General features: G+C 48.2%; 25 protein-coding genes and 1 riboswitch. Of the genes, 15 read left to right on the forward strand and 10 right to left on the reverse strand.

From position 1 onward, the window contains the following. Nucleotides 1-79: 79 nt before the first annotated feature. Nucleotides 80-997: a DUF7916 family protein gene (locus ACZ43I_RS03280; protein ID WP_344703884.1), complete on the reverse strand. Its 918-nt coding sequence runs from the start codon at nt 995-997 to the stop codon at nt 80-82. Between the two features lie 191 nt (nt 998-1,188). Between ACZ43I_RS03280 and ACZ43I_RS03285 the strand changes: the two genes are divergently transcribed. Continuing rightward, on the forward strand, nt 1,189-1,620 hold the full coding sequence (locus tag ACZ43I_RS03285; RefSeq protein ID WP_344703882.1) for a VOC family protein: 432 nt from the start codon (nt 1,189-1,191) through the stop codon (nt 1,618-1,620). 37 nt (nt 1,621-1,657) lie between these two features. Here ACZ43I_RS03285 and ACZ43I_RS03290 read toward each other — a convergent pair whose 3' ends face one another. Further along, nucleotides 1,658-2,236, reverse strand: a complete 579-nt coding sequence (locus ACZ43I_RS03290; RefSeq protein ID WP_344703880.1) for a YkoF family thiamine/hydroxymethylpyrimidine-binding protein — start codon at nt 2,234-2,236, stop codon at nt 1,658-1,660. A gap of 61 nt (nt 2,237-2,297) precedes the next feature. Then, nucleotides 2,298-2,396, reverse strand: a riboswitch (TPP riboswitch). A gap of 155 nt (nt 2,397-2,551) precedes the next feature. On the opposite strand from ACZ43I_RS03290, the gene ACZ43I_RS03295 reads away from it, so the two are divergent. The 3 genes from ACZ43I_RS03295 to ACZ43I_RS03305 all read left to right on the forward strand — a co-directional run bounded on the left by ACZ43I_RS03295 (nt 2,552) and on the right by ACZ43I_RS03305 (nt 5,394). Then, nucleotides 2,552-3,289: an SDR family NAD(P)-dependent oxidoreductase gene (locus ACZ43I_RS03295; RefSeq protein WP_344703878.1), complete on the forward strand. Its 738-nt coding sequence runs from the start codon at nt 2,552-2,554 to the stop codon at nt 3,287-3,289. Nucleotides 3,290-3,338: 49 nt separating this feature from the next. After that, nucleotides 3,339-3,785, forward strand: coding sequence for a hypothetical protein (locus ACZ43I_RS03300; RefSeq protein WP_464761745.1), 447 nt, complete (start codon nt 3,339-3,341; stop codon nt 3,783-3,785). 157 nt (nt 3,786-3,942) lie between these two features. After that, nucleotides 3,943-5,394 carry a protein adenylyltransferase SelO gene (locus ACZ43I_RS03305; protein ID WP_344703874.1) on the forward strand — a complete coding sequence of 484 codons (1,452 nt, stop codon included), beginning with the start codon at nt 3,943-3,945 and terminating at the stop codon, nt 5,392-5,394. 39 nt (nt 5,395-5,433) lie between these two features. Here ACZ43I_RS03305 and ACZ43I_RS03310 read toward each other — a convergent pair whose 3' ends face one another. The 3 genes from ACZ43I_RS03310 to ACZ43I_RS03320 form a co-directional block, all read right to left on the reverse strand. Next, nucleotides 5,434-6,012, reverse strand: coding sequence for a pyridoxamine 5'-phosphate oxidase family protein (locus tag ACZ43I_RS03310; protein WP_344703872.1), 579 nt, complete (start codon nt 6,010-6,012; stop codon nt 5,434-5,436). A 63-nt stretch (nt 6,013-6,075) separates the two neighbouring features. Beyond that, nucleotides 6,076-6,549 (reverse strand): glutathione peroxidase, encoded by a 474-nt coding sequence (locus ACZ43I_RS03315; RefSeq protein WP_344703870.1) that lies wholly within the window; start codon nt 6,547-6,549, stop codon nt 6,076-6,078. A gap of 86 nt (nt 6,550-6,635) precedes the next feature. Then, a complete protein-coding gene (locus tag ACZ43I_RS03320; RefSeq protein ID WP_344703868.1) occupies nt 6,636-6,851 on the reverse strand; it encodes a hypothetical protein in 216 nt (71 codons plus the stop codon). Nucleotides 6,852-7,109: 258 nt separating this feature from the next. On the opposite strand from ACZ43I_RS03320, the gene ACZ43I_RS03325 reads away from it, so the two are divergent. From ACZ43I_RS03325 to ACZ43I_RS03340, 4 genes are all read left to right on the forward strand, one after another. Continuing rightward, a complete protein-coding gene (locus ACZ43I_RS03325) occupies nt 7,110-8,888 on the forward strand; it encodes an SLC13 family permease (protein ID WP_344703866.1) in 1,779 nt (592 codons plus the stop codon). Between the two features lie 26 nt (nt 8,889-8,914). Beyond that, nucleotides 8,915-9,889 (forward strand): MsnO8 family LLM class oxidoreductase, encoded by a 975-nt coding sequence (locus tag ACZ43I_RS03330; protein WP_344703864.1) that lies wholly within the window; start codon nt 8,915-8,917, stop codon nt 9,887-9,889. Nucleotides 9,890-9,990: 101 nt separating this feature from the next. Then, complete coding sequence (locus ACZ43I_RS03335; protein ID WP_344703862.1) at nt 9,991-11,328, forward strand: sodium/glutamate symporter; 1,338 nt, start codon at nt 9,991-9,993, stop codon at nt 11,326-11,328. A gap of 127 nt (nt 11,329-11,455) precedes the next feature. After that, on the forward strand, nt 11,456-11,821 hold the full coding sequence (locus tag ACZ43I_RS03340) for a PH domain-containing protein (RefSeq protein ID WP_344703860.1): 366 nt from the start codon (nt 11,456-11,458) through the stop codon (nt 11,819-11,821). A 35-nt stretch (nt 11,822-11,856) separates the two neighbouring features. Here the strand turns inward: ACZ43I_RS03340 and ACZ43I_RS03345 are convergent, their stop codons facing one another. Further along, on the reverse strand, nt 11,857-13,158 hold the full coding sequence (locus tag ACZ43I_RS03345) for an acetamidase/formamidase family protein (RefSeq protein ID WP_344703858.1): 1,302 nt from the start codon (nt 13,156-13,158) through the stop codon (nt 11,857-11,859). 180 nt (nt 13,159-13,338) lie between these two features. Here ACZ43I_RS03345 and ACZ43I_RS03350 point away from each other — a divergent pair, with 180 nt between their 5' ends. From ACZ43I_RS03350 to ACZ43I_RS03365, 4 genes are all read left to right on the forward strand, one after another. Further along, a complete protein-coding gene (locus tag ACZ43I_RS03350; protein WP_344703856.1) occupies nt 13,339-14,526 on the forward strand; it encodes an amidohydrolase in 1,188 nt (395 codons plus the stop codon). A gap of 81 nt (nt 14,527-14,607) precedes the next feature. Then, the gene (locus tag ACZ43I_RS03355) at nt 14,608-15,276 is read left to right on the forward strand and encodes a transposase (RefSeq protein WP_344703107.1); all 669 of its coding nucleotides are present in this window, start codon (nt 14,608-14,610) and stop codon (nt 15,274-15,276) included. 38 nt (nt 15,277-15,314) lie between these two features. Continuing rightward, entirely contained in the window at nt 15,315-16,169 is an 855-nt protein-coding gene (locus ACZ43I_RS03360; RefSeq protein WP_464761752.1) for an IS3 family transposase, read from the forward strand. Between the two features lie 224 nt (nt 16,170-16,393). Beyond that, entirely contained in the window at nt 16,394-17,977 is a 1,584-nt protein-coding gene (locus tag ACZ43I_RS03365; protein WP_344701503.1) for an SLC13 family permease, read from the forward strand. Between the two features lie 68 nt (nt 17,978-18,045). Here the strand turns inward: ACZ43I_RS03365 and ACZ43I_RS03370 are convergent, their stop codons facing one another. Further along, the gene (locus ACZ43I_RS03370) at nt 18,046-19,350 is read right to left on the reverse strand and encodes an outer membrane protein assembly factor BamB family protein (RefSeq protein ID WP_344701212.1); all 1,305 of its coding nucleotides are present in this window, start codon (nt 19,348-19,350) and stop codon (nt 18,046-18,048) included. Nucleotides 19,351-19,459: 109 nt separating this feature from the next. Here ACZ43I_RS03370 and ACZ43I_RS03375 point away from each other — a divergent pair, with 109 nt between their 5' ends. After that, nucleotides 19,460-20,884, forward strand: coding sequence for an APC family permease (locus ACZ43I_RS03375; protein ID WP_425568286.1), 1,425 nt, complete (start codon nt 19,460-19,462; stop codon nt 20,882-20,884). 64 nt (nt 20,885-20,948) lie between these two features. Here ACZ43I_RS03375 and ACZ43I_RS03380 read toward each other — a convergent pair. Further along, nucleotides 20,949-22,279, reverse strand: a protein-coding gene (locus ACZ43I_RS03380) for an IS3 family transposase (RefSeq protein WP_344701208.1) whose coding sequence is annotated in 2 segments (ribosomal slippage) — nt 20,949-21,907 and nt 21,907-22,279 — 1,332 coding nt in all. Because the reading frame shifts where the segments join, the coding sequence is not laid out codon by codon here. Between the two features lie 239 nt (nt 22,280-22,518). Here ACZ43I_RS03380 and ACZ43I_RS03385 point away from each other — a divergent pair. Then, nucleotides 22,519-23,226 carry a hypothetical protein gene (locus ACZ43I_RS03385; protein WP_344701202.1) on the forward strand — a complete coding sequence of 236 codons (708 nt, stop codon included), beginning with the start codon at nt 22,519-22,521 and terminating at the stop codon, nt 23,224-23,226. Nucleotides 23,227-23,275: 49 nt separating this feature from the next. Here the strand turns inward: ACZ43I_RS03385 and ACZ43I_RS03390 are convergent, their stop codons facing one another. Together ACZ43I_RS03390 and ACZ43I_RS03395 are read right to left on the reverse strand one after the other, a co-directional pair. After that, a complete protein-coding gene (locus tag ACZ43I_RS03390; protein ID WP_344701200.1) occupies nt 23,276-23,518 on the reverse strand; it encodes a hypothetical protein in 243 nt (80 codons plus the stop codon). A gap of 132 nt (nt 23,519-23,650) precedes the next feature. Next, a complete protein-coding gene (locus tag ACZ43I_RS03395) occupies nt 23,651-23,833 on the reverse strand; it encodes a CsbD family protein (protein ID WP_344701198.1) in 183 nt (60 codons plus the stop codon). A 146-nt stretch (nt 23,834-23,979) separates the two neighbouring features. Between ACZ43I_RS03395 and ACZ43I_RS03400 the strand changes: the two genes are divergently transcribed. Further along, on the forward strand, nt 23,980-24,420 hold the full coding sequence (locus tag ACZ43I_RS03400; RefSeq protein ID WP_344701196.1) for a hypothetical protein: 441 nt from the start codon (nt 23,980-23,982) through the stop codon (nt 24,418-24,420). Nucleotides 24,421-24,432 lie beyond the last annotated feature (12 nt).

Here is a 24,432-nt window from a genome sequence, read left to right on the forward strand (position 1 = left end):
TCCTCCTGGGTTCTATTACCTGGTGGTGTTCCATTTATGTCTGTGGCATATCACCAGGATACATCAGCTGCGTGCATCCTCACCGGTTTATGGAGCGGGCCATGCGCACATAAGTATGGCGGCGGCCACGGATGGCAATCGAGTAGGCCATAATGTTTTCCGGCACTGCGATTCCGTAGAAGCCCGCATCTCCGATGTGATGAATGTCGGCACCGGCCATCTTGGCGTTCAAGGCAATCTGGCGGATAGTCGCGGCATCAGCACCTTCCTGGCTGGTACCAATCGTTGACATAACAAGTGCACCTTGTGAATGGATATGGGTGGTATATTGCTGGGCGTCTTCTACGGTGATCCCGGGCACCGTGCCGGGTGCCGGCATCAGAATGACATCGGCGCCTGCACGGATGAAAGTGTTGAGGGTTTCATTGGTGATGATTGTACTGCCTGTTTCATTTGCTACACCAGCTCCATGCATTTTGCCGGCGATGATCAATATATCTTCACCGAATATCTCCCGGGCACGCGCTATGGCTAGGGCGATCTCATCATTTGAGACACCCGTTTTTGGATTGCCGGTAAGGCAGATGAAGTCGAAACCAAGGGTCTTTACAGCCGTTAGTGCTTCCTTGGATGCGATGCGTCCGCGGTTGATGGTGTCGAGCGCTTCAATCTCCTCGGCATCGAGATCGACCGGCTCAAGGTTGAGTCCGATCGGCCGTCCTGTAAGCTGTTTAATTTCCTGCATCAACTCCAAGTCGGCAGAAGGCTCCAGTCCTTCTACTTTCGGTTCGAAGACATCCAGCAGGTTGAACAGCAGCATGTCCGCTCCGAATGAAGCGGCCAGTTCTGCATTGGTGATGTCCGGATAGAGTGGGGGCACTGTGGCCATCGTCTCTGCGAGCATCACCCGGCCTTCACTTGCCTGGATGGATTGTTTCAGATCCCGGCCGGACATGCCTTTGAAATCAGATGCATTACAGTCCAGTAATCGTTTCATAATGGATCGTCTCCCTTCTTTGCCCTCATTCTATATAAAAATATCCCCGCTGACCAGTTTGAAGCGGATGGCGGGGAGGGTGCGCTCAGAATATATTTTGCACCATATTCTGTCAGCACCAAATATATATGGTATATTTACAATGTAAAACTACATCTTCTATACTACCTTATCTGAAAAGGGGAATGGCCATGGACAGAATCAATCTGATTACACTTGGCGTCAAAGATATTTCAGCTGCTGTCGCCTTTTACCGGAAACTTGGGTTGGAGTCGATCATAATGGGTGATGAGGATGAGATAGAAATCATCTTCTTCAGGATGAAGGGATCGAAACTGGCATTATATCCGCTCGACACGCTTGCCAGGGAGACCGGGGCGGAGGCAATGGATGTGACACATGGCTTCAACGGCATCACCTTGGCATTTAATGCGAAATCTGAAGCGGAGGTCGATCATATACTGGAGAGGGCCAAAAAATCAGGTGGCATCGTCACCAAGGAAGCGAGTCCAACCTCATGGGGTGGCTACAGCGGATATTTCAAAGATCCGGACGGCTATTACTGGGAAGTCGCCTATGGTTCTGATTGGGATTTTGATGAGGACGATATGCTGATCATATAGAAATACGGCCCGCCTCAAAGAGGCGGGCCGTATTCAATCAGCGGTTGGAAGGACTGTTTGATGAGAGGGTGAAGGTCATGGCGGTATGTCCTGCCGCTTCCTGTACTTTCAAAAACGCCGATTCCAAGGCATTGAAGATATCGTGGACGTCCCCATCCAGTCTTGTGGCACCATGGCTGGCACTCACTTTCACACCTTCTTTCGCTGCTGCATTGATTCGGGATTGGATAATCTCCATATAGTCCTCAGTCCCCAGCGGATAGAGCGCGAATTTGCATCCGGCCTGTTGCGCCACACCTCTACGCGGCGCCGTCGAACCAGTCGGTGTTTCGAGATCATTCTCCTCGTGGGTTTCGGGACATCCAACCGAAAATGTACCGCTCATCGCCACGTGCTTGCCAGTCTGTGCGGCGTTTAAGTAGATCGACTCCACAACAGCAAAAACTTCGGATATAGGGCCATGCACCGACGATGATACGTCATCCGTCACCATCATGACTTCAGCAGTTTCAGTTTCCTCCAAAGCTGATAGGATGACATCCACAAAGTCGTCGCTCATCACACTCAAATTGAATTGACAGCCTACCGGCTGTTTTGAACCGTATTCATTTCCCATAATGCCATACCTCCTGAATATTGATATAAAAAACTGCAGTCCGATAGGAATGCAGCATGAAGGTATATCAGCTGCACTTCCCCACGCTGGTGTTATCCAGATCGGGTCGTAGGGGTCCGGTAATCCGTCTCAGCTTTATATAGCGCCCCCAGTGCATCGGTATGCAGTTTCATCTTTATCATACATGTGATCATCAATCGACTACAAGTGATAGCTTGAGATGATTAAAAATAAATTGCGTTATAAAGTTTGAAAATTGAGATAATTGGGTACCTGTATCGTGAACGGATACGGTCATTAAAAGGAGGATGCACTTTGGATCTTAAGGACAAAGTAGCAATCATTACAGGAGGCGGCTCCGGTATTGGACTCGCCACAGCACAAGCGTTCTTGGAAAAAGGGGTAAAAGTCGTAATTGCAGACTACGATGAGGAAGCGGGCAGGAAAGCAGAAGAAAAGTTGAAAAGCCATGGTGACGTTGTGTTTCAGATGACCGACGTATCAGTGGAAGAGGATATTAAAAAAGTCGTTGCTCTCGCCGTGGAAAAGTTTGGACATCTGGATATCATGTTCAACAACGCCGGAATCGGTGTCCAGGGCGAGACGCACAAGCTTTCCTACGAAGATTACCATAAAGTGATCAGAGTCAATCAAGATAGCGTATTCTACGGTTCGAAGCATGCCATTCCTGAAATGCAGAAGGCTGGAGGCGGCGCAATCATCAATACCGCATCCATTCTCGGCAGTGTAGGCGAACCGACAGCATTTGCATATAACGCTTCCAAGGGCGCAATAAACTTAATGACGAAATCCGTCGCATTACAATATGCCAAGGATAACATCCGCGTCAGTGCAGTAGCTCCGGGCTATGTTGATTCCAACATGGTGAATAAGGACGCATTGGGAGAGTTTTATGATGCTCTCGTCGATAAGCACCCAATCGGTAGGCTCGGCAAGCCTGAAGAGATTGCACATGCAGTGGTATTCCTGGCGGAGAATGACTTTACGACCGGCACAACCCTCCTTGTAGATGGCGGTTACACCGCCCAGTAGGTTTATAGGGGGCAAGGCACCTGTACTGACTGTCGACTTCGATGCTTCCGTGCTTGGAACCCCAGTCATAAATGACTACTCGGAAGTGACCTTGAAGCATGTGCAGGCAGAAACAGCAGCCCCTATCGATAAAAAAGTCCTCCGGGAAGGCTCAAGGACACGTGATGTCATAAAGAAATTGACTGAAGACACATGGGTGCTCGAAGAATATTCAGATGAAGGTCTCCGGACACTTACAAACCTGAATATCACCTACGGCACCGAAAATAGGAACGTCTATACGATAAAAGAAGGCGATCCGCTTTCTGCCAAGGTGGAGTGTGATTGGAAGGTCATCGTCAAGGATGATGATATCGACACTGAATTGACTACCAGAAGCGTCATGACTGCCGACCAGGACTATTATTATCTTTTGAATGAATTAACGGCATGGAATGATAGAAATGAAGTATTTTCAAAAGCTTGGAATAAAAAAATAAAGAGAAATTATACGTAGGATGTCAAAAATGCCATGACCACAAAAGTCATGGCATTTTGTTTTCATACATTAAAAATCAACTATCAGCAGAAAGCAGATATACCCATAGTTATTAATGCTGTACCAACTCTGATAAAATGGGTAGACAGAATACCACGTAAAAGGGGCGAATATTATGACTGAAAGCGGATGGCAATTGGAACACACTTATACAGAACTCCCGGGAGTCTTCTATAGAGAAACACAACCGGAGAGTGCAGAGTTTCCGGAAATGGTCCTCTTCAACTGGAAATTGGCGGGGGAATTGGGTCTGGATGCGGCAAACCTTCAGATGGAAGCAACTGATGTCCTCTCGGGGAATGAGGTGCCAGAAGGCAGTAAACCGATAGCACAGGCTTACGCGGGGCATCAGTTCGGCAGTTTTACGATGCTCGGGGATGGCCGTGCAGTACTGCTCGGTGAGCAGGTGACACCATCAGGCGCACGGATGGACATTCAGCTGAAAGGTTCCGGACGTACGCCGTTTTCCCGCATGGGGGATGGGCGTGCGCCACTCGGGCCGATGCTTCGGGAGTACATGATCAGCGAAGCGATGCATGGGCTTGGAATACCGTCGACCCGTGCCATGGCACTTATTACGACAGGGGAAGCGGTGAGCCGCGGCAAGATGTTCCCGGGTGCAGTATTGACCCGTGTGGCATCGAGTCATATCCGTGTTGGAACTTTCGAATATGCAGCCCGTGCTGAGGGAGACGATAATGTGCGGATGCTTGCAGATTACGCAATCGGCCGCCATTATCCAGAAATTGCATCGAAACCGGACAAGTACCGGGAATTTTTGGATGCCGTCATAGAGCGTCAAGCTGACTTGATCAGCAAATGGCAGCATGTGGGCTTCATCCACGGTGTAATGAACACAGACAACATGGCGATAAGCGGAGAAACAATCGATTACGGTCCGTGTGCCTTTATGGATGTCTATCACCCGGAGACATGCTTCAGTTCAATAGATGCGCAAAAACGCTATAGCTACCAGAACCAGCCGGGGATCGGCCAGTGGAATATTGCGCGGTTTGCTGAGACGCTGCTGCCGCTGCTCCATGAGGATAAGGAAGAAGCGGTGAAGGTCGCCCAACAATCGCTCAGCCGATTCGGCCAACTGTATAATGAAAAATGGCAAAAAGGCATGCGCGATAAACTCGGCCTCGACGGCAGTGGAAGTCAAGATGATGCGCTTGGAATGGAGCTGCTCGATCTCATGAGCCATCACCAGGCTGATTTTACGAAAACGTTCCGCACGCTGTCTCTTGACGGGTGGAATGATGATGCGCTTATGGCTAGTGAACGCTTTAAAGATTGGCGCAGGAGATGGGAAGAGAGGCTTGAGGTGCAGGATTTGACGGTCGAATCGGCATATGAACAGATGAGGCAGGTCAATCCCGCAGTCATCCCGCGCAACCATCTCGTGGAGGAGGCATTGGACCTTGCCGTCGAACAAGGGGACTACAGCAAAGCCACAAAAATGATAGAGGCGTTTGCGACGCCGTTTGACGACGGGCATGACAAGGAATATAAAGAGCCGCCGGAAGATGATGAAAAAATCACGATGACATTCTGCGGCACATGAATTCAAAAGGCATCCCTTCTGTGGGGATGCCTTTTTCTTCTACATATCTTTTTTTCTTCTGGCGTTGAAGAAGTCGCCGCCTTTCTTTTGATCCAAGGGGCCCGATCGCTTCTCCAAATGCGGTATATGCTTGGAACAGTGGATATAAGCTTCATCGACCTGGATGACTACAAATCGTTCGGCACGCCCGTCCTCTTCTTCCATAATGTCGGAGATGGTTTTCGCGTCACAGTAATCGTGAAGCTGATCAACCTCGATTATGTCAGCTCGTCCGTTGACGTGCAGGCCGATGTGGTGGGTGAAGAAGTCGATGAACAGCAAGCTGATATGGGGATTTTCGTAAATATTCCCAAGACTTGCCATAACACCATTCCCACGGTACTCCGGGTATATTAAAGTCGTCTCATCGAGTACCCGGACGAACCCACTATTGCCGGCGCGGAATGAATTGTCGCAGTTGCCGCTTGCATCGGCAGTGGCGATGAACATCATCTCCTGGGAGGCGATGAAGCGTTGCATTTCTCCATTTATACAGTCGAGCATCTGGTTGTCGTAGAAAGCGAGTGCACGTCTGGTGGTGCCATACATATCTTGAAGGGTGTATTCGCTGTGAGACATCTGTATCTTCCTTTCATGCGTACAAAAATAGCGGGCGCGGCTTCAAGCCTGGCCCACTATATGTTATAGCACATTTTCGATATCATCTTTCATTTTGAGTGGAGAGGTCGTCGGTGCGACGCGTGAGACAACATTGCCTTCGCGGTCGACTAGGAATTTTGTGAAATTCCACTTGATCTTATCACCCATCATGCCTTTTGACTCTTCTTTAAGATGTTTGAAGAGGGGATGGGCCGTATCGCCATTGACATCGATGATTTCATGGATGTCGAATGTGACGCCATGGTTGATGCGGCAGGCTTCTTCAGCATCTTCATCGGAACCTGGTTCCTGGTTATTGAACTGGTTGGAAGGAAAACCGAGGACAATCAGGCCCTGATCCTCATATTCCTTGTGTAGAGTCTCCAATTCATCGTACTGGCCGCGCAGTCCACATTTGCTGGCGGTATTTGCGATAAGCATTGGCTTTCCTTTGTAGTCCTCAAGTGAATAGCTTTCGCCATTCGCCTTCTTTACTTCTATATCATATATATTCATATGGATGCTCCTTTTCTGGAAGTTATCTATCATTATATGTAATACGGCACATGAGCGCATTCATTTGGCTCATAACCGTATTTACGTTAGCCCATTTGCTGATCTGTGTTGATCTGTGCGAAAAAAGCGGCGCGGTTCTTGTCGGCATAGCCGCAATTCATACATACATAGCGATGTGCCCGACCGTCTTCATAGCATTTGACGATATCGGAGTGCATGCATTGGGACGGCTGCTGCAACTCGCCGCTTACCTTCTTCTCTTCAATCAAAGATCTGATCTGTTGGCCTGAGAATTTATCCATATCCGGTTATCCTCCATTCCTATGAATCTGCTGTTTCAGAATGACCATCATATTTTGACTGTAGCCATTCGGCTGATACTTGTACATAACCGCATTTAGGGTGTTTTATTCATGATAAATTGAATTATTACAATTAAAGCGTTTTCGGTGTACAATAATTAGACACATTTTTTTAGCTCAGGTTATTCCGTTTAACATTTTATGGCTGTGAAATATGCTATCATATTGCTAATACCATATGGGGAAAGGGGGGAGCTGATGACTGCTGAGATGATCTTTGTTGCTGTGATGCTCATCATCATGCTGCTTGCATTGGTGTTCGAGTTGGCACGGGCGGACCTTGTAGTGTTCTTCTTCCTCGTAGTTTTCCTGCTTACAGGCGTCATCTCGACTGAGCAGGCTTTGGACGGCTTTTCGAACGAAGGGCTGCTGACTGTACTGTTGCTGTTCATAGTGGCAGGTGCCATTCAAAAGCACGGCATCGTCGAAGGGTATGTTGATCGTCTGCTTACCGGCAATAAAACGCCGAAACGGTCGATGCTGAAGCTGCTGGCTCCGGTGTCCATCATTTCCGGATTTTTAAACAATACACCAATCGTCGTGACATTGACACCGGTCTTGAAGGAATGGTGTCTTAAGAATGGGATTGCCCCTTCCAAATTCCTGATACCCTTATCCTACGTAACGATACTCGGCGGCACGATTACACTCATCGGCACCTCGACCAACTTGGTGGTCCATGGCCTCCTGATTGAAGCAGGTTATGGCGGCTTCTCCTTTTTTCAGATGACGATTGTCGGGCTGCCGATCGCTGCAGCAGGATTCGCCTATATCGTGACTATCGGCTACCGGTTGCTGCCTGATACGCTCGGCGCCGGCGAGCAGATCCGTGAAGAAGTGAAGGAATTTTTGGCCGAAGCCGAGATAGGGAAGACCTTCGAATATGTAGATCGCTCCATTGTGGATACGACGGAAGCTGTTTTGAAGGGTGTCTACATCATTGAAGTCATCCGCGGGGACCATCGCATATTTCCAGTGGACGCCAATACAATCATCAGAGAAGGTGACCATCTCGTGTTCTCTGGTACTTTAAATACGATTGCCGCTATCCAAAAGCAAAAAGGTGTCACGTTGAAGACAGGAACCGACAAGACACTCGATAGTCTTAAGGATGATCATTTCCATCTGGTCGAGGGTGTCATCTCCCATGAGTCGTCACTACTCGGCAAAACGATAAAATCAGCGCGCTTCCGCTCCAGATACAACGCGGGCGTCATTGCGGTGCACCGCAATAATGAGCGTATCAAAAGCCGGGTCGGGGACATCGTTTTGAAGCCGGGCGACACTATTCTGATTTTGGCGGACAGAACATTTTTACAGCGTCATGCGCACGCAAGAGACTTCTATGTTATGACCACCCTCACCCCGCCAGAAGTGCTCAAGCAGAGCAAGGCCAAGGGCCTTGGGGGACTCATCTTGCTGCTTGGCATGATCGCTGCAGTGACACTTGGCTTCCTATCGATGTTCGAAGCGATGCTGATCACGGTCGTACTGCTCATGATCTTCAAGCTGATCGAGCCTGACGAGATGCTGTCCTACATCCAGTTCAATGTCATACTGCTGATTGCGAGCGCGTTCGGTGTCGGTGCTGCAATGACTGAATCGGGGTTGGCACAGATGATTGCGGGAAATATGCTTGAGACCGCCCGTCCGTTTGGGGTGCTCGGCATCATCGTGATCCTCTATATCATGACGAACATATTCACGGAACTGATCACCAACACTGGGGCTGCGGTACTGATGTTCCCGATTGCGATGGAGATGGCCGGGCAGATGGCACTTGAGCCCATCGGACTCATGGTGACCATCGCAATTGCAGCTTCGGCGAGCTTCATCACACCGATCGGTTACCAGACCAACCTGATCGTCTACGGCCCTGGGGGCTATAAATTCACGGACTACATCAAAGTCGGGGCACCACTGTCGGCGATGACGATGGTGATTTCGACGCTTATAATCTACACGGTCTGGTTTTAGAGTACTGATAGAGAGGATAGGAATTGATGAAACTAGGAATACTGGAACAGATGGCAAAACCAGTCGGTGTCAGTGCAGAAGAGATGGCCGAGAATACCATTGGCATGGTGCAGCGTGCTGAAGCATTGGGTTATACCCGGTACTGGTTTGCAGAACATCATGGCACGCGTGGCATGGTATCAAGCGCACCCGAAATCATGATGGCCGCTGCCGCTTCACGGACCTCACATATAAAAGTGGGGAGCGGTGGCATCCTATTACCCCAATATAGTCCGTTCAAAGTCGCCTCACAGCTTGCCCAGCTCGAGGCGCTTTATCCGGGGCGCATCGAGGGCGGAATGGGGCGCTCACCAGGTGGGGGAGAGTTCATCCGCAAACGGCTCGCAGACGATAAACCCAACCAGCTCGCGGATTATCCCGATAAGCTGAACGCGCTCATCCATTATCTGGACGGCAGCGCCAAGGTCAAGGCGGCGCCGCGCACCATAAGCCGGCCGTCGCTCTATTCCTTAGGCCTCGGTACAGACAGCGCGGTGCTTGCGGGTGTACTTGGCATTGGCTACGTATTCGGACATTTCCTTAAGCCGGCGGGAGGCACTGCGGCAATCCGGGCCTACCGGGATGCGTTTCAGCCGGGCTTCATGGAACAGGATGATGTGAGGGCATGCGTATTCGTCATCTGTGGGGAAGATGATGCCCATGCAGAAGATCTGGCAAAGACGCAGGATATATGGCTGTTGAATACGGAAAAGGGTTTGGACAGCCAGGTGCCGACTCCAACACAGGCGGCTGAGAAATATAGTGCGCTCAATGAGAAGGAACAACAACAGATCGAGCAGAACAGGCAGCGCATGATCATCGGCGGCCCGCGCACGGTGAAGGATAAGCTTGATCAACTGCGGACAGACTATGAGTGTGAAGATTGGCTCATTTTATGCAATATACATGACTTAGACGAAAAACAGCGTTCATATGAGCGTGTGGCGGCCCTCTATCTATAGCTTATATTCATAAATCATGAAATTTATGATGAACCGCTTCCAATTTCAATTGGATTCATGATATATTACAGAAGCTGATTTTAGAAAGAGGTGTTGAAAAAATGGAATTTTCAGTATGGAATCTTGTGACCGATGTCGGTCTCATCGCCATGCTGCTATTGGTGGGCATGTTCCTCCGCGCACGCATCGGTTTGCTGCAGCGGTCCTTCATGCCGGCAAGCATCATAGCAGGTATCCTGGGATTGATACTCGGTCCCAATATGCTCGGATGGCTACCGTTTTCTGATTTCATCGGAGATTATCCGGGTGTACTGATTACAATCGTCTTTGCTTCAATCCCGTTGACGACGGGCCGCTTCAATATAAAAAAGACCATCAATAAAGTAGGCGGGCTATGGTCATATTCCCAGATTGCGATGCTCCTAATGTGGGGCCTCGGACTAATATTCGCTTTGCTGCTTCTTGGCCCGATGTTCGATCTACATAACGGGTTCGGACTGATACTCGCTGCCGGCTTCGTCGGTGGGCACGGCACTGCTGCAGCAATCGGCGGAGCATTCGAACAGCAGGGATGGGAAGAGGCGACATCACTTGCGATGACCTCTGCAACGCTTGGTGCGATACTCGCAATCAGCGTCGGCCTATTGCTCATAAAGAGAAGTGCCAACGCCGGCTATGCCAACTACATTTCGAAATTCGATGACCTTCCAGAAGAGTTGAGGACAGGTCTCGTCCCTGAAGATAAGCGCGAGTGGATGGGTAAGGACACGGTTTCGGCCATTTCGATCGACCCACTTCTTTTCCATATTGCACTCGTAATGTTCGTGAGCATGATCGGTTACTACTTGAGCAAGTTTGGCGAATCGTTATACGCTGGTTTGTCGATCCCCGCCTTTTCAATCGCCTTTTTGATTGGTCTGATACTGAGCCTGCTGATGCAATCGGCTGATATGGATAAGTATATCGATAAAGGTGTCGTATCCAAGATAAGCGGGAGTGCAACCGATGTCCTGGTGGCGTTCGGTATTGCCTCCATCAATCTGACCGTGGTGGCTCAAAACATCGTGCCGTTCAGTATTTTGATGGCGTTTGGCATACTGTTCACGTACGTATTCTACCGCTTCGTCTCCCAGTACTATTTCCAGGAAAACTGGTTCGAGAAGGGTATATTCACATTCGGTTGGATAACGGGTGCCGTCGCGATGGGTATCGCGTTGCTGCGCATCGTCGATCCTCGCCTTGAAAGTAATACACTCGAGGACTATGGGCTCGCCTATATTCCAATTGCGCCGGTTGAAATAGCCTTGATTACCTTTGCGCCTTTGTTCATTGCGAGCGGTCAGCATTGGTTGTTTGCCCTGATTACAATCGGTGCAAGTGCCGCCATCCTGATCTTCTCCTATACGAGAGGATGGCTGCATATGAAACGCCATGGCTAAGATAGATATATCCCCGCTTCCTTGAAGCGGGGATATATCTATTCCATCAAAAATTGAAGCATATGGATTAAAAGGAATACGACGACGGTATAGATATGGTGAAGAATTATTGGAATGGGGGGATAAGATGGAAGGTGGACATATATTTGCCTGGACACTGCAGTTTGAGACTGAAATTCCTGGGGATGCTGAAGAAATACTCGTTGACGGAGAACGTGCGATAACTGCTTTTAAGACGTTGCGCGACTCGGCCATATTCACTGACCGCAGAATCATCATGAGGGATGCTCAAGGATTGACGGGGAAGAAAGTTGAAATGTATTCCCTCCCGTATAGTGCAATCCATATGTGGTCGACGGAGAATGCCGGCGGCATGTTCGATGCGAACGCCGAGGTGGAACTTTGGACGAAAGTCGGCAACATCAAAATCAATCTGGGCCGTAAAGTCGACATCAGACGGTTCGATCGTCTGATTGCCCAAGCTGTACTATAAATGATAAATGCGCACCCTGATAGGGTGCGCATTTATCATTTATACATATATTCTACTTGCTTGAGCAGCTTCGCATGTTCAAGATATCTCTTTGGTGCCAATAAGGTGACGGTCACCACCCCAGGGTTGCGCCCGATATCGATGCTGCCTGTGATGGTGGCACGATTCATGATCTCAGGGACATCCGTCCGGAAAAGCTTCGCTGCGCGTTCCATGCCGTTCAATGTAGCGGCATTGAGATCGGCGCCTGTGCCGATGAAGGATACGGGATAGCTCTCTTCAAGTTCCGGCACGTGCCAAGCTTCGGCCATCCGGCGCACTTCTTTCTTTTCTTTATCAGTAAACGGTTTGGCCAATGCCGGCAGATCTTCTGTAAGCGGCAGTAGGATCGGGCCTTCAATGGCGAGGTTCTTGATGACGTCGACTTGAAGGTCGACGATACCGGCGACATCCGTCGTATGACCTGCGATTTCCCCATTGCCCTGCATGGCGTGCATATCTCCAAGGTAGACACCGCCTCCTGCCACTTTGACTGGACAGATGACAGTAGACCCTTCGCGGACCCGATTGACGTCCATATGACCGTCGGTCCGGTCGACTAGCTGAGCTTCAGTCAATCCGTAGTCGTGCGGGGCATCGATCAGGAACTGGCCAAAATCCCCTGCATTATGGGAGTCAGGCATCGGGCGGGCTGGGGTGGTGCCGAGCTGGCCAAGGAAAGGGATCACCCGTGCCATGACGCCTGGTATATCATGCGGGGCGAATGTTACAACCGGATGCTGGATGGAATCTTCAGGGGTGGCCATATAGTGTCTGCCTGCGTGGGCCACCTTTTCAGCACCTGACTTATCGAGTGTCAGGCCGACAGAGCGTTTTTCGTCGAATACCATCGTGTAGGCGTTGGTGAAGGTGAATGGCGTGACATCTTCACCGCATTCTGCACACCGGACGGCGCCTTGGCCGATGCCTTCTGTGACGGATTTGGGGTTTTTGGCACCACAGTTCGGACATACTCCTGCAATGAATGGGTCACCGTTGAACCGTCCTTCCATAGGCTTGTCATTGCCTGAAGCGGTCGCCATGGAAGTGACCCGTATCGAATTGATGCGGATGGCGACCGCATCCCCGACTTCAGCCCCTTCCACGAATACCGGCTTCGTCACTTCATGTCCACCCTTCAATTCAGGAGTGATCATCGGGCCCCAGCACCCCGGGGCTGTATTGGCGATGATATGGCCGCCATTTTTGACTTTGTAGTACATATCTTCCGTCGGATCCAGGATGCCATCTGTAAATTTGTCTACATAGACCGTCTGCTTAGCTGATTGCTTCGTCATCTTAGACACACCCTTTCATATTGTCACTTCCATGATACCATCAAAATGCCATGCATACGAACTATTAGTGTGTCAATTCAGAAAATTTAAGGTCATCATGATCTGCCACTAAAAGACATTCCTTCCAGGCGTGCTTTATGGAATAATATGAGTATGAACGATGTGAAAAGAGGGGAACCGATGAAAGACATTCTATTTGCACAGCTCGAATCACTGTATCCCGAGATGGTCGAAATACGTCGTCATCTACATATGCATCCGGAATTATCGTATCAGGAAAAGGATACACCGGAATATATCATTGCACACCTTGAAACGCTCGGCATCGAATATAGGCGTGATGTGGGGCTGAATGGGGTGGTTGGCTATCTGAAGGGGGCACATCCGGGGCCGACGGTGGCGCTGCGGGCTGATTTTGATGCTCTGCCAATCCATGATGAAAAAGATGTCCCGTACCGCTCGAAGTATGATGGCATCAGTCATGCGTGCGGTCATGATGCCCATACGGCCACTCTCATGGCTGTTGAAAAAGTCATGGCAGAGCACCGGAGCCAGTTGCATGGTGATATCGTATTCATCCATCAGTTTGGAGAAGAACTGCTGCCTGGTGGGGCATCATCGATGATCGACGACGGTTGCCTGGAAGGAGTCGATTACATATATGGGGCACATGTATGGACGGATGATCCGATCGGCACGCTCGGCTTCAGGTCAGGAGGGACGATGGCTGGAGATGATAACTTCGCCATCACAATCCAAGGCAAGGGCGGACACGGTGCATTACCGCATCTGGCGATCGATCCATTGGCTACAGCAAGCCAGCTCGTCATGAACCTGCAGCAGATCACCCATCGCCTTAGGGGGCCGAATGACCCGGGCGTCATTTCAATAGGAAGTTTCCATAGCGGTGACGCCCCGAATGTCATCCCGGATACTGCACAGATTACAGGTACGCTACGTGCGTTTGACATCCAGTCGAAATATGAACTTGCCGAAGAAGTGAAGCATGTTGCAGACCTTACTGCCAGGATGAGCGGCGCCTCTGTTAATGTCGACTTTACCTACGGCTGCATCCCGCTGATCAATCCAGCTGAAGAAACGGAAATGCTCAAGTCACTCTGCGTCAGGCATATGAGAGATGTGACAATCATCGAAAAGGGACGCATGATGACTGCAGAAGACTTCGCCTATTACCTTCAGCATGTACCTGGGACATTCTTCTTTGCAGGTGCACAAAATCCGGCAGTGGGTGCAGTCTATCCCCATCATCACCCGAAATTCGATATTGATGAGCGTGCGATGCTCGAAGTCGGCAAGGTCTTCATCTTGGCACTTTTGCATCATATCGGTCCTGAATCGTCACTGTAATTGGACCGGAATCGGATGATTTGACCCCCTCCAGGTTTACAGATGAAATAAAACATCTGTAAACCTGGAGGGGGTTCTTTTATGACTGACAAATATTATTCATTTGAAGAAAAGCTGAAAATGATTCAGGAATTGAGGGTAGGCATCAGTCCAAGCCATATATCCACAAAGCATCAGGTGTCTGTTGAGACACTTAGAAAGTGGCGGATAAAGTATGAGAAGCATGGTGCTGAGGGATTAAAGAAACGGGACAGGCATAGAACATATACCCGCGGCTTTAAAAAAATGGTCGCAAAAGAATATATGAATGGAATGATCTCCACTCACGAACTCGCACACAAATATGACATACCGTCGAAAACAACTGTTCGGAATTGGATTATACGTTACAATAATGGTGAAGAAATAAGAACGACGCGGGAGGGAGCTTCACCATTGACCAAGGGACGGAAAACAACGTACGCAGAACGGGTTGAGATTGCGCAGTATCATGCACAGGGGGATATCAGTTATCGTGAACTTGCCGAAAGATTTGAGGTGAGTTACCAGCAGGCCCGGAATATCATTGTGAAATACAAGGAATATGGTGAAATCGGCCTTGAGGACAGACGCGGAAAAGGAAAATCAGAAGACCAGCTCACTGAGACGGACCGCTTGAACAGAGAAATTTCCATGCTCAAAGCAGATAAACGAAAGCTTGAGGTGGAGAACGCCCTGCTAAAAAAGTTGGAGGAACTCGAGAGGGATTAAAATACAGCCGGGTTCCCAGTCACACGCTCCACACTGCCATCACTACGTTGCATAATGAAGGCTATGCCATCTCTGAATTATGCCATACGGCAGGCATCTCAAGACAAGCGTATTATCAATATCAGAAACGCCCCGTGCCACACGCTGAAGCAGAGAATGACACAGTGGCCAGTGCGATTGCCGAAATCTATGTTGAAACGGACGGCATCTATGGCTATCGTCAGATGTGCCATGCGGTCAACAAAGCCTTGAGGACGGGGTATAACAGGAAACGCATCTATCGGCTGATGACACGGATGGGCTTGAAATCGGTGACCCGGATCAAAAAGAAACAATACGTCCCCCACACACCGCAACAGGTCGCTGAGAACGTATTGAACAGAGATTTCCACGCAGCCCATGTGAATGAGAAATGGCTCACCGATGTGACTGAATTCAAAGCGCTGAACGGAGAGAAAGCCTACTTGAGCGCGATCATCGATCTGTACGACAACAGTATTGTGGCCTACAAATTCGGCCGTTCAAACAATAATCAGCTTGTTTTTGATACATTCACTTCTGCGATTCAAAAGCACCCGCAGGCAACGCCGCTTGTGCACAGTGACCGTGGCTTCCAGTACACCTCCTACGGCTTTAAAAAGATTCTGGATGCCCAGCAGATTCAACAAAGCATGTCCCGCGTCGGAAGATGCATCGATAATGGCCCGATTGAAGCATTCTGGGGAAAAATCAAATCGGAACGGTTCCACATCAGACGCAAGCAGAAGTACTATGCGGATTATCAAACAATTATAGAAGACATTACACGCTATATTGAGTTTTACAACCACCACAGACCGCAACACAAATTCAAGGGATTGAGTCCGCTGGAATTCAGGGCATTGGCGGCATAGAAAAACGCCTGAGAATCTCCATTCTCAGGCGGGAAACATTTATATTATTTCATCTGTCAACTTGGTAGGGTTCAGATCAGGAGATTCCGGTTTTTTTAGTTACAAAATTCATATCGCTATAGCGAGTATTCAGAGAATGTGTTATTTTCAATCAATACGGTTGAAACCGTTTTCCATTTAAAAGGGGAAGTAACGTGTCAAAATTAAAGCGTACATACCGCAATATGTGGCGGGAATCGAGGCGGACAAAGTCCTTGCTGAAGTTTTTCAGTGTCGATGAGGCGAAGAAGAATGCGGATAGGGGTGGCTCGTCGCACGGCTCGGAAGGACCGGAGAAATCCTACGGGGGCATGCAGCTTGTCGGACTCATATTGGGGCCTTTGCTGTTTATCCTGACACTACTGCTGCTCGATACGAAGGGGCTTGAAGAGGGTGGCGTCTTTGTCGTCGCTTCAACATTATGGATTGCTACATGGTGGATTACGGAAGCGATTCCGATTCCTGCAACATCACTCATGCCGCTGTTTCTTTTTCCGATGGGTGGAGTCATGGATAGTGGGGCCGTAACAAGTTCCTACGGCAACGACATCATCTTTCTGTTCCTCGGTGGCTTCCTGATTGCACTCGCAATGGAACGCTGGAATCTACATACTCGCATAGCATTGACGATTATCAATGCGATCGGCACACGCACATCGATGATACTGCTTGGCTTCATGATAGCAACCGCGGCCCTGTCGATGTTCGTCAGCAACACTGCTGCCGTCATGATCATGATACCGATCGGGATGGCCATTATAAATGAAGCCCAGTCCCTTTCTTCATCAGTCCTTGAAGATGATCTGATGCGATTTGAAAAATCTCTGGTACTGGGTATAGGATATGCCGGGACAATCGGCGGTTTGGGTACACTGATCGGCACGCCGCCGCTTATCATAATGGCTGGTCAGTTGAAGGAGATTTTCGGCTATGACATGAGTTTCGCCCAATGGATAATGTTTGGTGTGCCGATCGTCATCATCTTCCTGGCGCTCGCCTGGGCGTTCATGAACTTTTTCGCCTTCCGGCACAACATGATCCAACTGCCGGGTGGACGCAAGATCATTACGGATGAATTGAATAAACTCGGTAAGATCTCCCGGGAAGAAGTACTTGTACTCATCGTCTTCCTCTTTGCCGCATTCATGTGGATCACGCGCGGATTCATATGGAGTAAGATTGAATTCACAAGCATGCTGACTGATGGTTCCATCGCAATGCTTGCATCAGTCATACTATTCCTGCTGCCGACTGCCAAAAAATCGAAGCGCATACTCGACTGGTCAGTTTCACGCGAGCTGCCGTGGGGGGTTCTGCTGCTGTTCGGCGGCGGTCTGGCACTCGCTGCGGCGATTGTCGAGACAGGCGTCGACCAATGGCTCGGTGAGATGCTGAAGGGTGTCGAAGGCATTCACATCATCCTGGTGCTGGTCGTTGTTTCTGTGACGATTTTGTTCCTCACAGAAATCACCTCCAATACGGCGACGGCAACGATGATCCTGCCTGTACTGGCTGGACTGTCGATTGCACTTGAAGTCCATCCATTGACGCTCATGGTGCCAGCTGCCATGGCGGCGAACTGCGCGTTCATGCTGCCTGTAGGCACCCCGCCGAACGCGATTGTATTCGGGACCAATAAAATCAGCATCCAGGAGATGGCGAAGACCGGATTTGCCCTGAACATCATCGGGGTCATCCTGATAGTGGCGTTCGTCTATGTGATGATGCCACTCATATTCGGCATCAATCTGCTCGACTATAAGGGCTGATTTATGGAAATGAAAATGGCGTATCAGAAAAGGCGCAGACCAGCTGGTCTGCGCCTTTTTCATATCCTCTAATTATCGATGTCTTCAAAATCATCCAGCGGCACGACATAGATGTTGCCGTCCTGACTGCCGATAAAGAGCGTATCGTTTACAATGACCGGTCCGGCGGGCGCAAGCACACCTTCAAGCGCCATTCTTTTGACGGGTGTGCCGCGTGTGATGTCCAGGCCGACGACTTCACCTTCAACATTTGAGAAATAGACGATGCCATCTTTGGCGACCGGCGGTGCTTTCGCGGCCTCATCCTCGTACGCCCAGAGCTGTTCGCCGCTATTTAGATCGTAGGCGTAATAGGTTTTGGTTATGGGGCTTGCAACGAAGATCTTGCTTTCATGGATGATCGGGGCGCCTGATTTATTGTTTTTGACGAACTGGCCCGTCCCCCAGTTATCTTGCCAGGCCATTTCACCGGTAGAGATGTCTAATGCATAAATTTCATGCTCCAATTCCCCGTCCTTGTTGGAGACCAATCCCGTGGTGATGACCAGACCGTTGCTGACTGCCGGTGGCACATCATCGAGACCCATGTCGACATCGGGAAATTCAGTCTGCCATTTCATGTCATCTTTCTTCAGATCATATGCCGAGAAAGTATAGGGGAGGGGGCCGCTGCCGCCGACATAGAGCGTAGCCTCATGGATGTTCGGGGAGGACATGCTGACGGTGGATCCGATGTCTTCCTTATGGATGAGCGCCCCTTCATCGAGTGTCAGCTTATACAAAGTGCGGTCGCCGGTCGTAATGTAGAGGTGATCTTTGTATATGGCAGGAGTGGGCATGACCTCGCCCCTTGTCTCATAGCGCCACACCAGCTTCCCGGTATCTGCATCAAGTGCCATGACGCCACTCTCCCCAGTGCCTCGGATCGCCCTGTGCCGAAACAGATTATGGAGCCCGAAATTTTTGAAGAAGCTGTAGGCCCGGTTCTTCTGGAAGAACCTGTTGCCGTAGCCGACGTACACCAAACCTTCGTGATAGATGGCCTCAGAGTGTATCCAGTTTGGCGCCGTATTGTGCCACACCCGCTTACCGGTTTCTAGGTCGAATGCCATGACATCACCTGAGTTATGGTTGCCGATGAACACTTTGCCATCTGCCACCACCGGCGTCACCCGCACTTCGTCTTCCGTCTCCAATGTCATATACTCAAGCGGTTCATGGCCTGAATCTATGACGGCATTCTTGTCCGGTGAGAAGCGGTACTGCGTCCACTCCTGTGCCCCGAAGGCCGCAGCAGAAGCGTTTTCTGCACCAGTGTGAGAAATCACAAACAGCGTGCTGGCAGCGATTAAATATTTCAAGAATTTTTTCATTTTCATCATACCCTTCAATTTGTGTGCCAATTGTAAATTTTACGTTTAGCATGTACTCTGTTAGGATATAAAACATAAAAGGGAAAAGGGAGCTAAAATACATATGGAAATTGAAAATAAAATAACAGATATGGAGAGAACGGAACTCGACAGTACAATGTCAAAACGTTTCGTTTGGGCAGTGGCCTACGGTTCAAGCATCGGTTGGGGGGCATTTATCCTGCCTGGGGATTGGCTATTGTCCTCTGGGACGCTCGGTTCCACACTTGGCATCACCATTGGTGGTATCCTGATGCTCATCATCGCGGTGGCGTATGGAGGACTGACGACACGCTTTCCGGTGTCCGGCGGTGAATTCGCCTTCAGTTACGTCGGTTTCGGTAAGTATGTGAGCTTTATCGCTTCATGGTTCCTGGCACTCGGCTACATATCGGTGGTCGCTTTGAATGCCAGTGCCTTCAGCCTACTGTTTAAATTTATTTTACCCGATTTCCTGGAAATAGGCTATCTCTATACGATTGCCGGCTGGGACGTCTATATCATGGAGGTCATACTGTCATCACTCGTACTGATCCTGTTTGCCTTCATCTCGATCAAGAGTAGCGGATTATCCGGTAATCTCCAATTCATCTTTGCATTATTTATGGCGATCGTCGTTACAATCCTGTTCGCCTGGTCGTTCTTTTCTGGAGAGTTTCAACTGACGAATGCAAAGCCGCTGTTCAACAGTGACAATGGCATCTGGACTTCGATCATTCTGATTGTCGCCATTGCCCCGTGGATGTATGTTGGATTCGACAATATCCCGCAAGCTGCTGAAGAGTTCAACTTCAGTCCGGATAAGACGTTCAAGCTTATCGTCTTCGGTATCGTGGCTTCAATCGTCACGTACGTACTGATGATTCTGGTAACGTCATGGGTCTATCCTGATGAGCAGACGATGGGGGGCGCACTTTGGGTAACTGGCTCGGTCGTCCAGAGTTCAATGGGTGGCATCGGCATGACGATGCTTGCACTCGCCATCTCATTCGGTGTGTTCACTGGGCTTAACGGATTTTATATGTCATCATCACGCCTGCTGTTCGCGCTGGGGCGTGCGAAGTTCATCCCGTCCGTCTTCATGAAGGTCGGCAAGAGCAAGACGCCTTATGTGGCAATCCTTTTTGTAATGGCCGTCTGTCTGTTAGCCCCTTGGCTTGGACGTACTGCCTTGAGTTGGATTGTCGACATGTCATCTACGGGTGTATCGATTGCCTTCCTCATCACCAGCCTGGTCGCTGTGAGATTCTTTAGGGTTAAGGATAACTATAATCTCCTCTACGTCATATTTGGTGTGCTCGGTGCCATCATATCGCTGGCCTTCCTTGTACTTCTGTTGTATCCGGGCTCACCGGCGTCGCTCTCTGCCCCGTCCTACTGGGCTTTGGCGGCCTGGACGGTACTTGGACTGCTGTTCTTCCTGTTCCAATTCAAAAGGTTGAACGCGTTGACGAAAGAAGAATTAGACTATTTGATATTGAACGAAGAAGAATGACTTAAAAGGCTCCCTGATTCATCTGAACTGTACCCCATAATATGGACAGTTTATAAAAAGAGCTCTAGGCAGCTAGAAGATGATCTCGGTATTGTACTGGGGTCATCTTATTTAATTTCCACTGATATCTCTTGTTATTATATTTCTCTATATATTGATTCACTTCATCATTGAGTTGGCTTAAGTTCTCGCATAATTCATGGTCTACCATATCTTTAAAATGACCAAAAAATGATTCCATTGGAGCGTTATCCCAACAGTTTCCTCTTCGCGACATCGATTGAAGAAGGCCAGCTTCTTTCACTCTGGATTGAAATTTAGGGTGAGTGTAATGAAATCCCTGGTCAGAGTGAATCATTGCTTCGGGATGAAAACTTCCAACGGCTCCTTCCAGTTTTTCTAATGTTCGATAAACAATATCCATCTCTAAGGAAGTAGAGATATGATGAGCGACAATTTCCTTGGTCGCACTATCTTTAACACATGATAGGTAAGCCTTTTGGCCTTTCCCATAATAGGTATAAGTGATATCTGTTAAAAAGACTCTTCCAGGTTCCTGTTGATTGAATTCCCGGTTTAGATGGTTGGGGCACGTACGGTGTTCTTGGGTCGCTTTCATCATTTTTTTATAAGGTTTGGCTTGTCTAATCTTTGCCGTAAGTCCGAATTTCTTCATTAATCTTCGAATTTTCTTATGATTCATTAAGAGGCCATAGTCATTTTCAAGCTCCATCTTAATTTGTAGAGCACCTACTTTTTCTTGGTTCTGCGTAAAGATGAATCGAATCATCTCTATATCCTTTTCATCTTTTTGACCTCTCATCTGTCTTTGCGGCTTACTCTTTAACCACGCATAATATCCACTTCGGCTCACTCCCGTAAATGAACATAAGAATGAGACCATATGACTTAAAGAATATTTACGGATGGTCTGTTCAATCAGTTGATAAACTTCAGTTGGAGCTATTTTCACTTCTTTTTCATCGCCTGCCTTTCGAGTTCGTCTAGCTTTTTTAGAAATTCATTTTCAGCCTCTAAATACTTAATACGAGCTTCAGCTTTCTTTAGCTTTTCTTCCGCAGACAGTTCCTTGGAAGAAGGGCGGCCTGTGCCACCTTTCCCTCTACGTTCTCCTTCAAGACCTAGTTCTCCGTACTTTTCAAAAGTGTCTCGCCAACGCTTTAAGCAACGTTTAGGTCGATCCTTCCCAATTATATTTAAATTAAATCCGTGTTCCTCAAAGATCTGACTTGGGAACTTGCCAGTCTGGTATTCCTGAATCGCAACTTTCTTAAAAAATGGGTGATAGGTGATGGACCGTTCTGAAACCTTTACCACATTAGGATTGGCCTCCAATTGTTTCATTTCGACATTTGAATATATTTTTTTACTCATAGTCACTCTCCGTTCAAAAACTTATATTCATTATAAACGGCTTTACTTTCTAGAAACAGAAATAACCCGAATAACGGAACACTTTTTTATAAGTGTCCATTATTCGGGTTATAGTCCAATTCATCAGGGGGTCTTCTTCTTTATTTGAGGCAATGAAAATGCTTTTTGAGATATTACAGTTGTGTTACAATGGGTGGGATATGAAGATAAGTGACTCTTAAGCAGAGGAGACGACCCAAGTGAAACCGATATTAACCATTTTCGCCATACTGCTGTTAAGTGCATGTACATCTAGGGCGGAACAGAATATTGGCTTTGAGGATTTCAAAGCCGAAAGGCCGACACCCAGCATAATTAATCATGAAAACTTGCAGTTGGCCGAATCCTCCATCAATGATGTAGAGGCAGCCGAACTGAATACAGTAGCCGTCATAAATCAGACAGACGGTAAAAATATAGATGACTTTTATACGCAGGAGGAACAGGATAACTTGAGTGCAATGGTTGATCATCTGGAACAGATCCAGCAGGATGTGGTGGGAATCTGGACCGATGATTTCAGTCCACTGAAAAAAAAGTATCAATGGGCAGCTCTCGACCCGAATGAATTGGCCCCTGCTTTGGAATCACTGCATGAATCCTACAATACTCTCGAGATGGAGTTGGATGGCATGCAGATTCCTGAATATCTGAAACCGGTCCATGCCGAGTATTTTGAACAGCTGAAGTCGGATTTGGGATTGGCGATCTCAAACCGTACCTTGGCACTGATCGAGTTCAAGCTTATGAATCAGGAAGAAGAATACGATATGAACGAAACAATGTTCGATGTTCATATGCGCAATAGCAGAAAATACATGTCCAATGCTTCAGACACGATCAATCATTTGGAAAATCTGAAATCTGCCTTCCATGACGAAGATCGGTATATTGTGACGGAGAAATAGAAAAAAGGGTGGTTCCTATAGGAACCACCCTTTTTGTTATGAACGACAATTACTTTTCTTCATCGTTCTTGTTTTCTTCGTCACCGTCGATGCCGTACTTGTCGACGATGCTGTCGCCTTTTTCGCTGACTGTATCCCATTTGTCACCAGCGCCTACCTTATCAGCGTGCTGATCGCCGAATTCTTTGGCGTTGTCCCATTTTTCGGAGACATTCTCACGTGTATCTTTGTCTTTCGCTTTGTCGACCAAGTCTTTTGCTTTGTCGAATAATCCTTTTTTCTCTTCTGCCATGAATAATCCACTCCTTCTATAAGAATCTAAACTGTCTTTCAAGCTACATTAAACAGTACCTATATATACAGGTTATTAAACATAAAAATGAAAATAGGGAAAATCACTGCAATAAGCAGTGATTTTCTATAATTATTTTTTATCGTTATCGAAAGCGTCTGTTGCCTTATCTTTTACATCGTTCGCTGCGTCTTTCACTTTGCCTTCTGTTTCTTGGCGTTTACCTTCTTCTTTAGTCTTTTCATCATTCATAAAATCTCCGGCAGCCTTTTTGGCTTTACCCATCAATTGATCTTTTTTGCTTTCTTCAGCCATATTAACACCCCTTAAAATTTTTCGTTACACCATTACAATGCCCGAATCCATAAGAAAATAAACATTTCCTTGTTATATCCGCTGAAATTGTCTTTGCTATCATGTAGTATATGGTTTCAGAAGGTATAAATGACAGGGGTGGAGAAATGTTTGCGATAAATGGAAGGTTCAATCAGACCTTCAGGGAATTTGATACGTATAAGAAACTGGGGATCGTCAGCTTGACGACTTCACGGCATAAAGAGAGTGTAAAACATCTGAGACGAGGCGATGAATTCGCATTGTATAGCACTAGACAAGGTTTCCTTGGCATCGGTCGGGTGGTGGAACCCGCCGTCCCATTTGAAGCATTTGAAATGTACTCGGGCGGTAAACTGATCGAGTATGATGAATATCCCTTCAAGGAAATCCAGCGCATCAATCCGCATTTTGGAAAAGAGGAATATGTATTGCGTGTGGAGTGGTTGACTGTCGTCGATTCGGATGATGATGGCCTGATGATCGGCGAATATGAAGCGGCTGATCCGGTCACGCAAATGGACGCCGACATGACCCAACGTGTGCGTAGTGCATTTGATCTTAAGTGATAAAAAAACCCT

The sequence above is a fragment of the Salinicoccus jeotgali genome, from assembly GCF_055379195.1.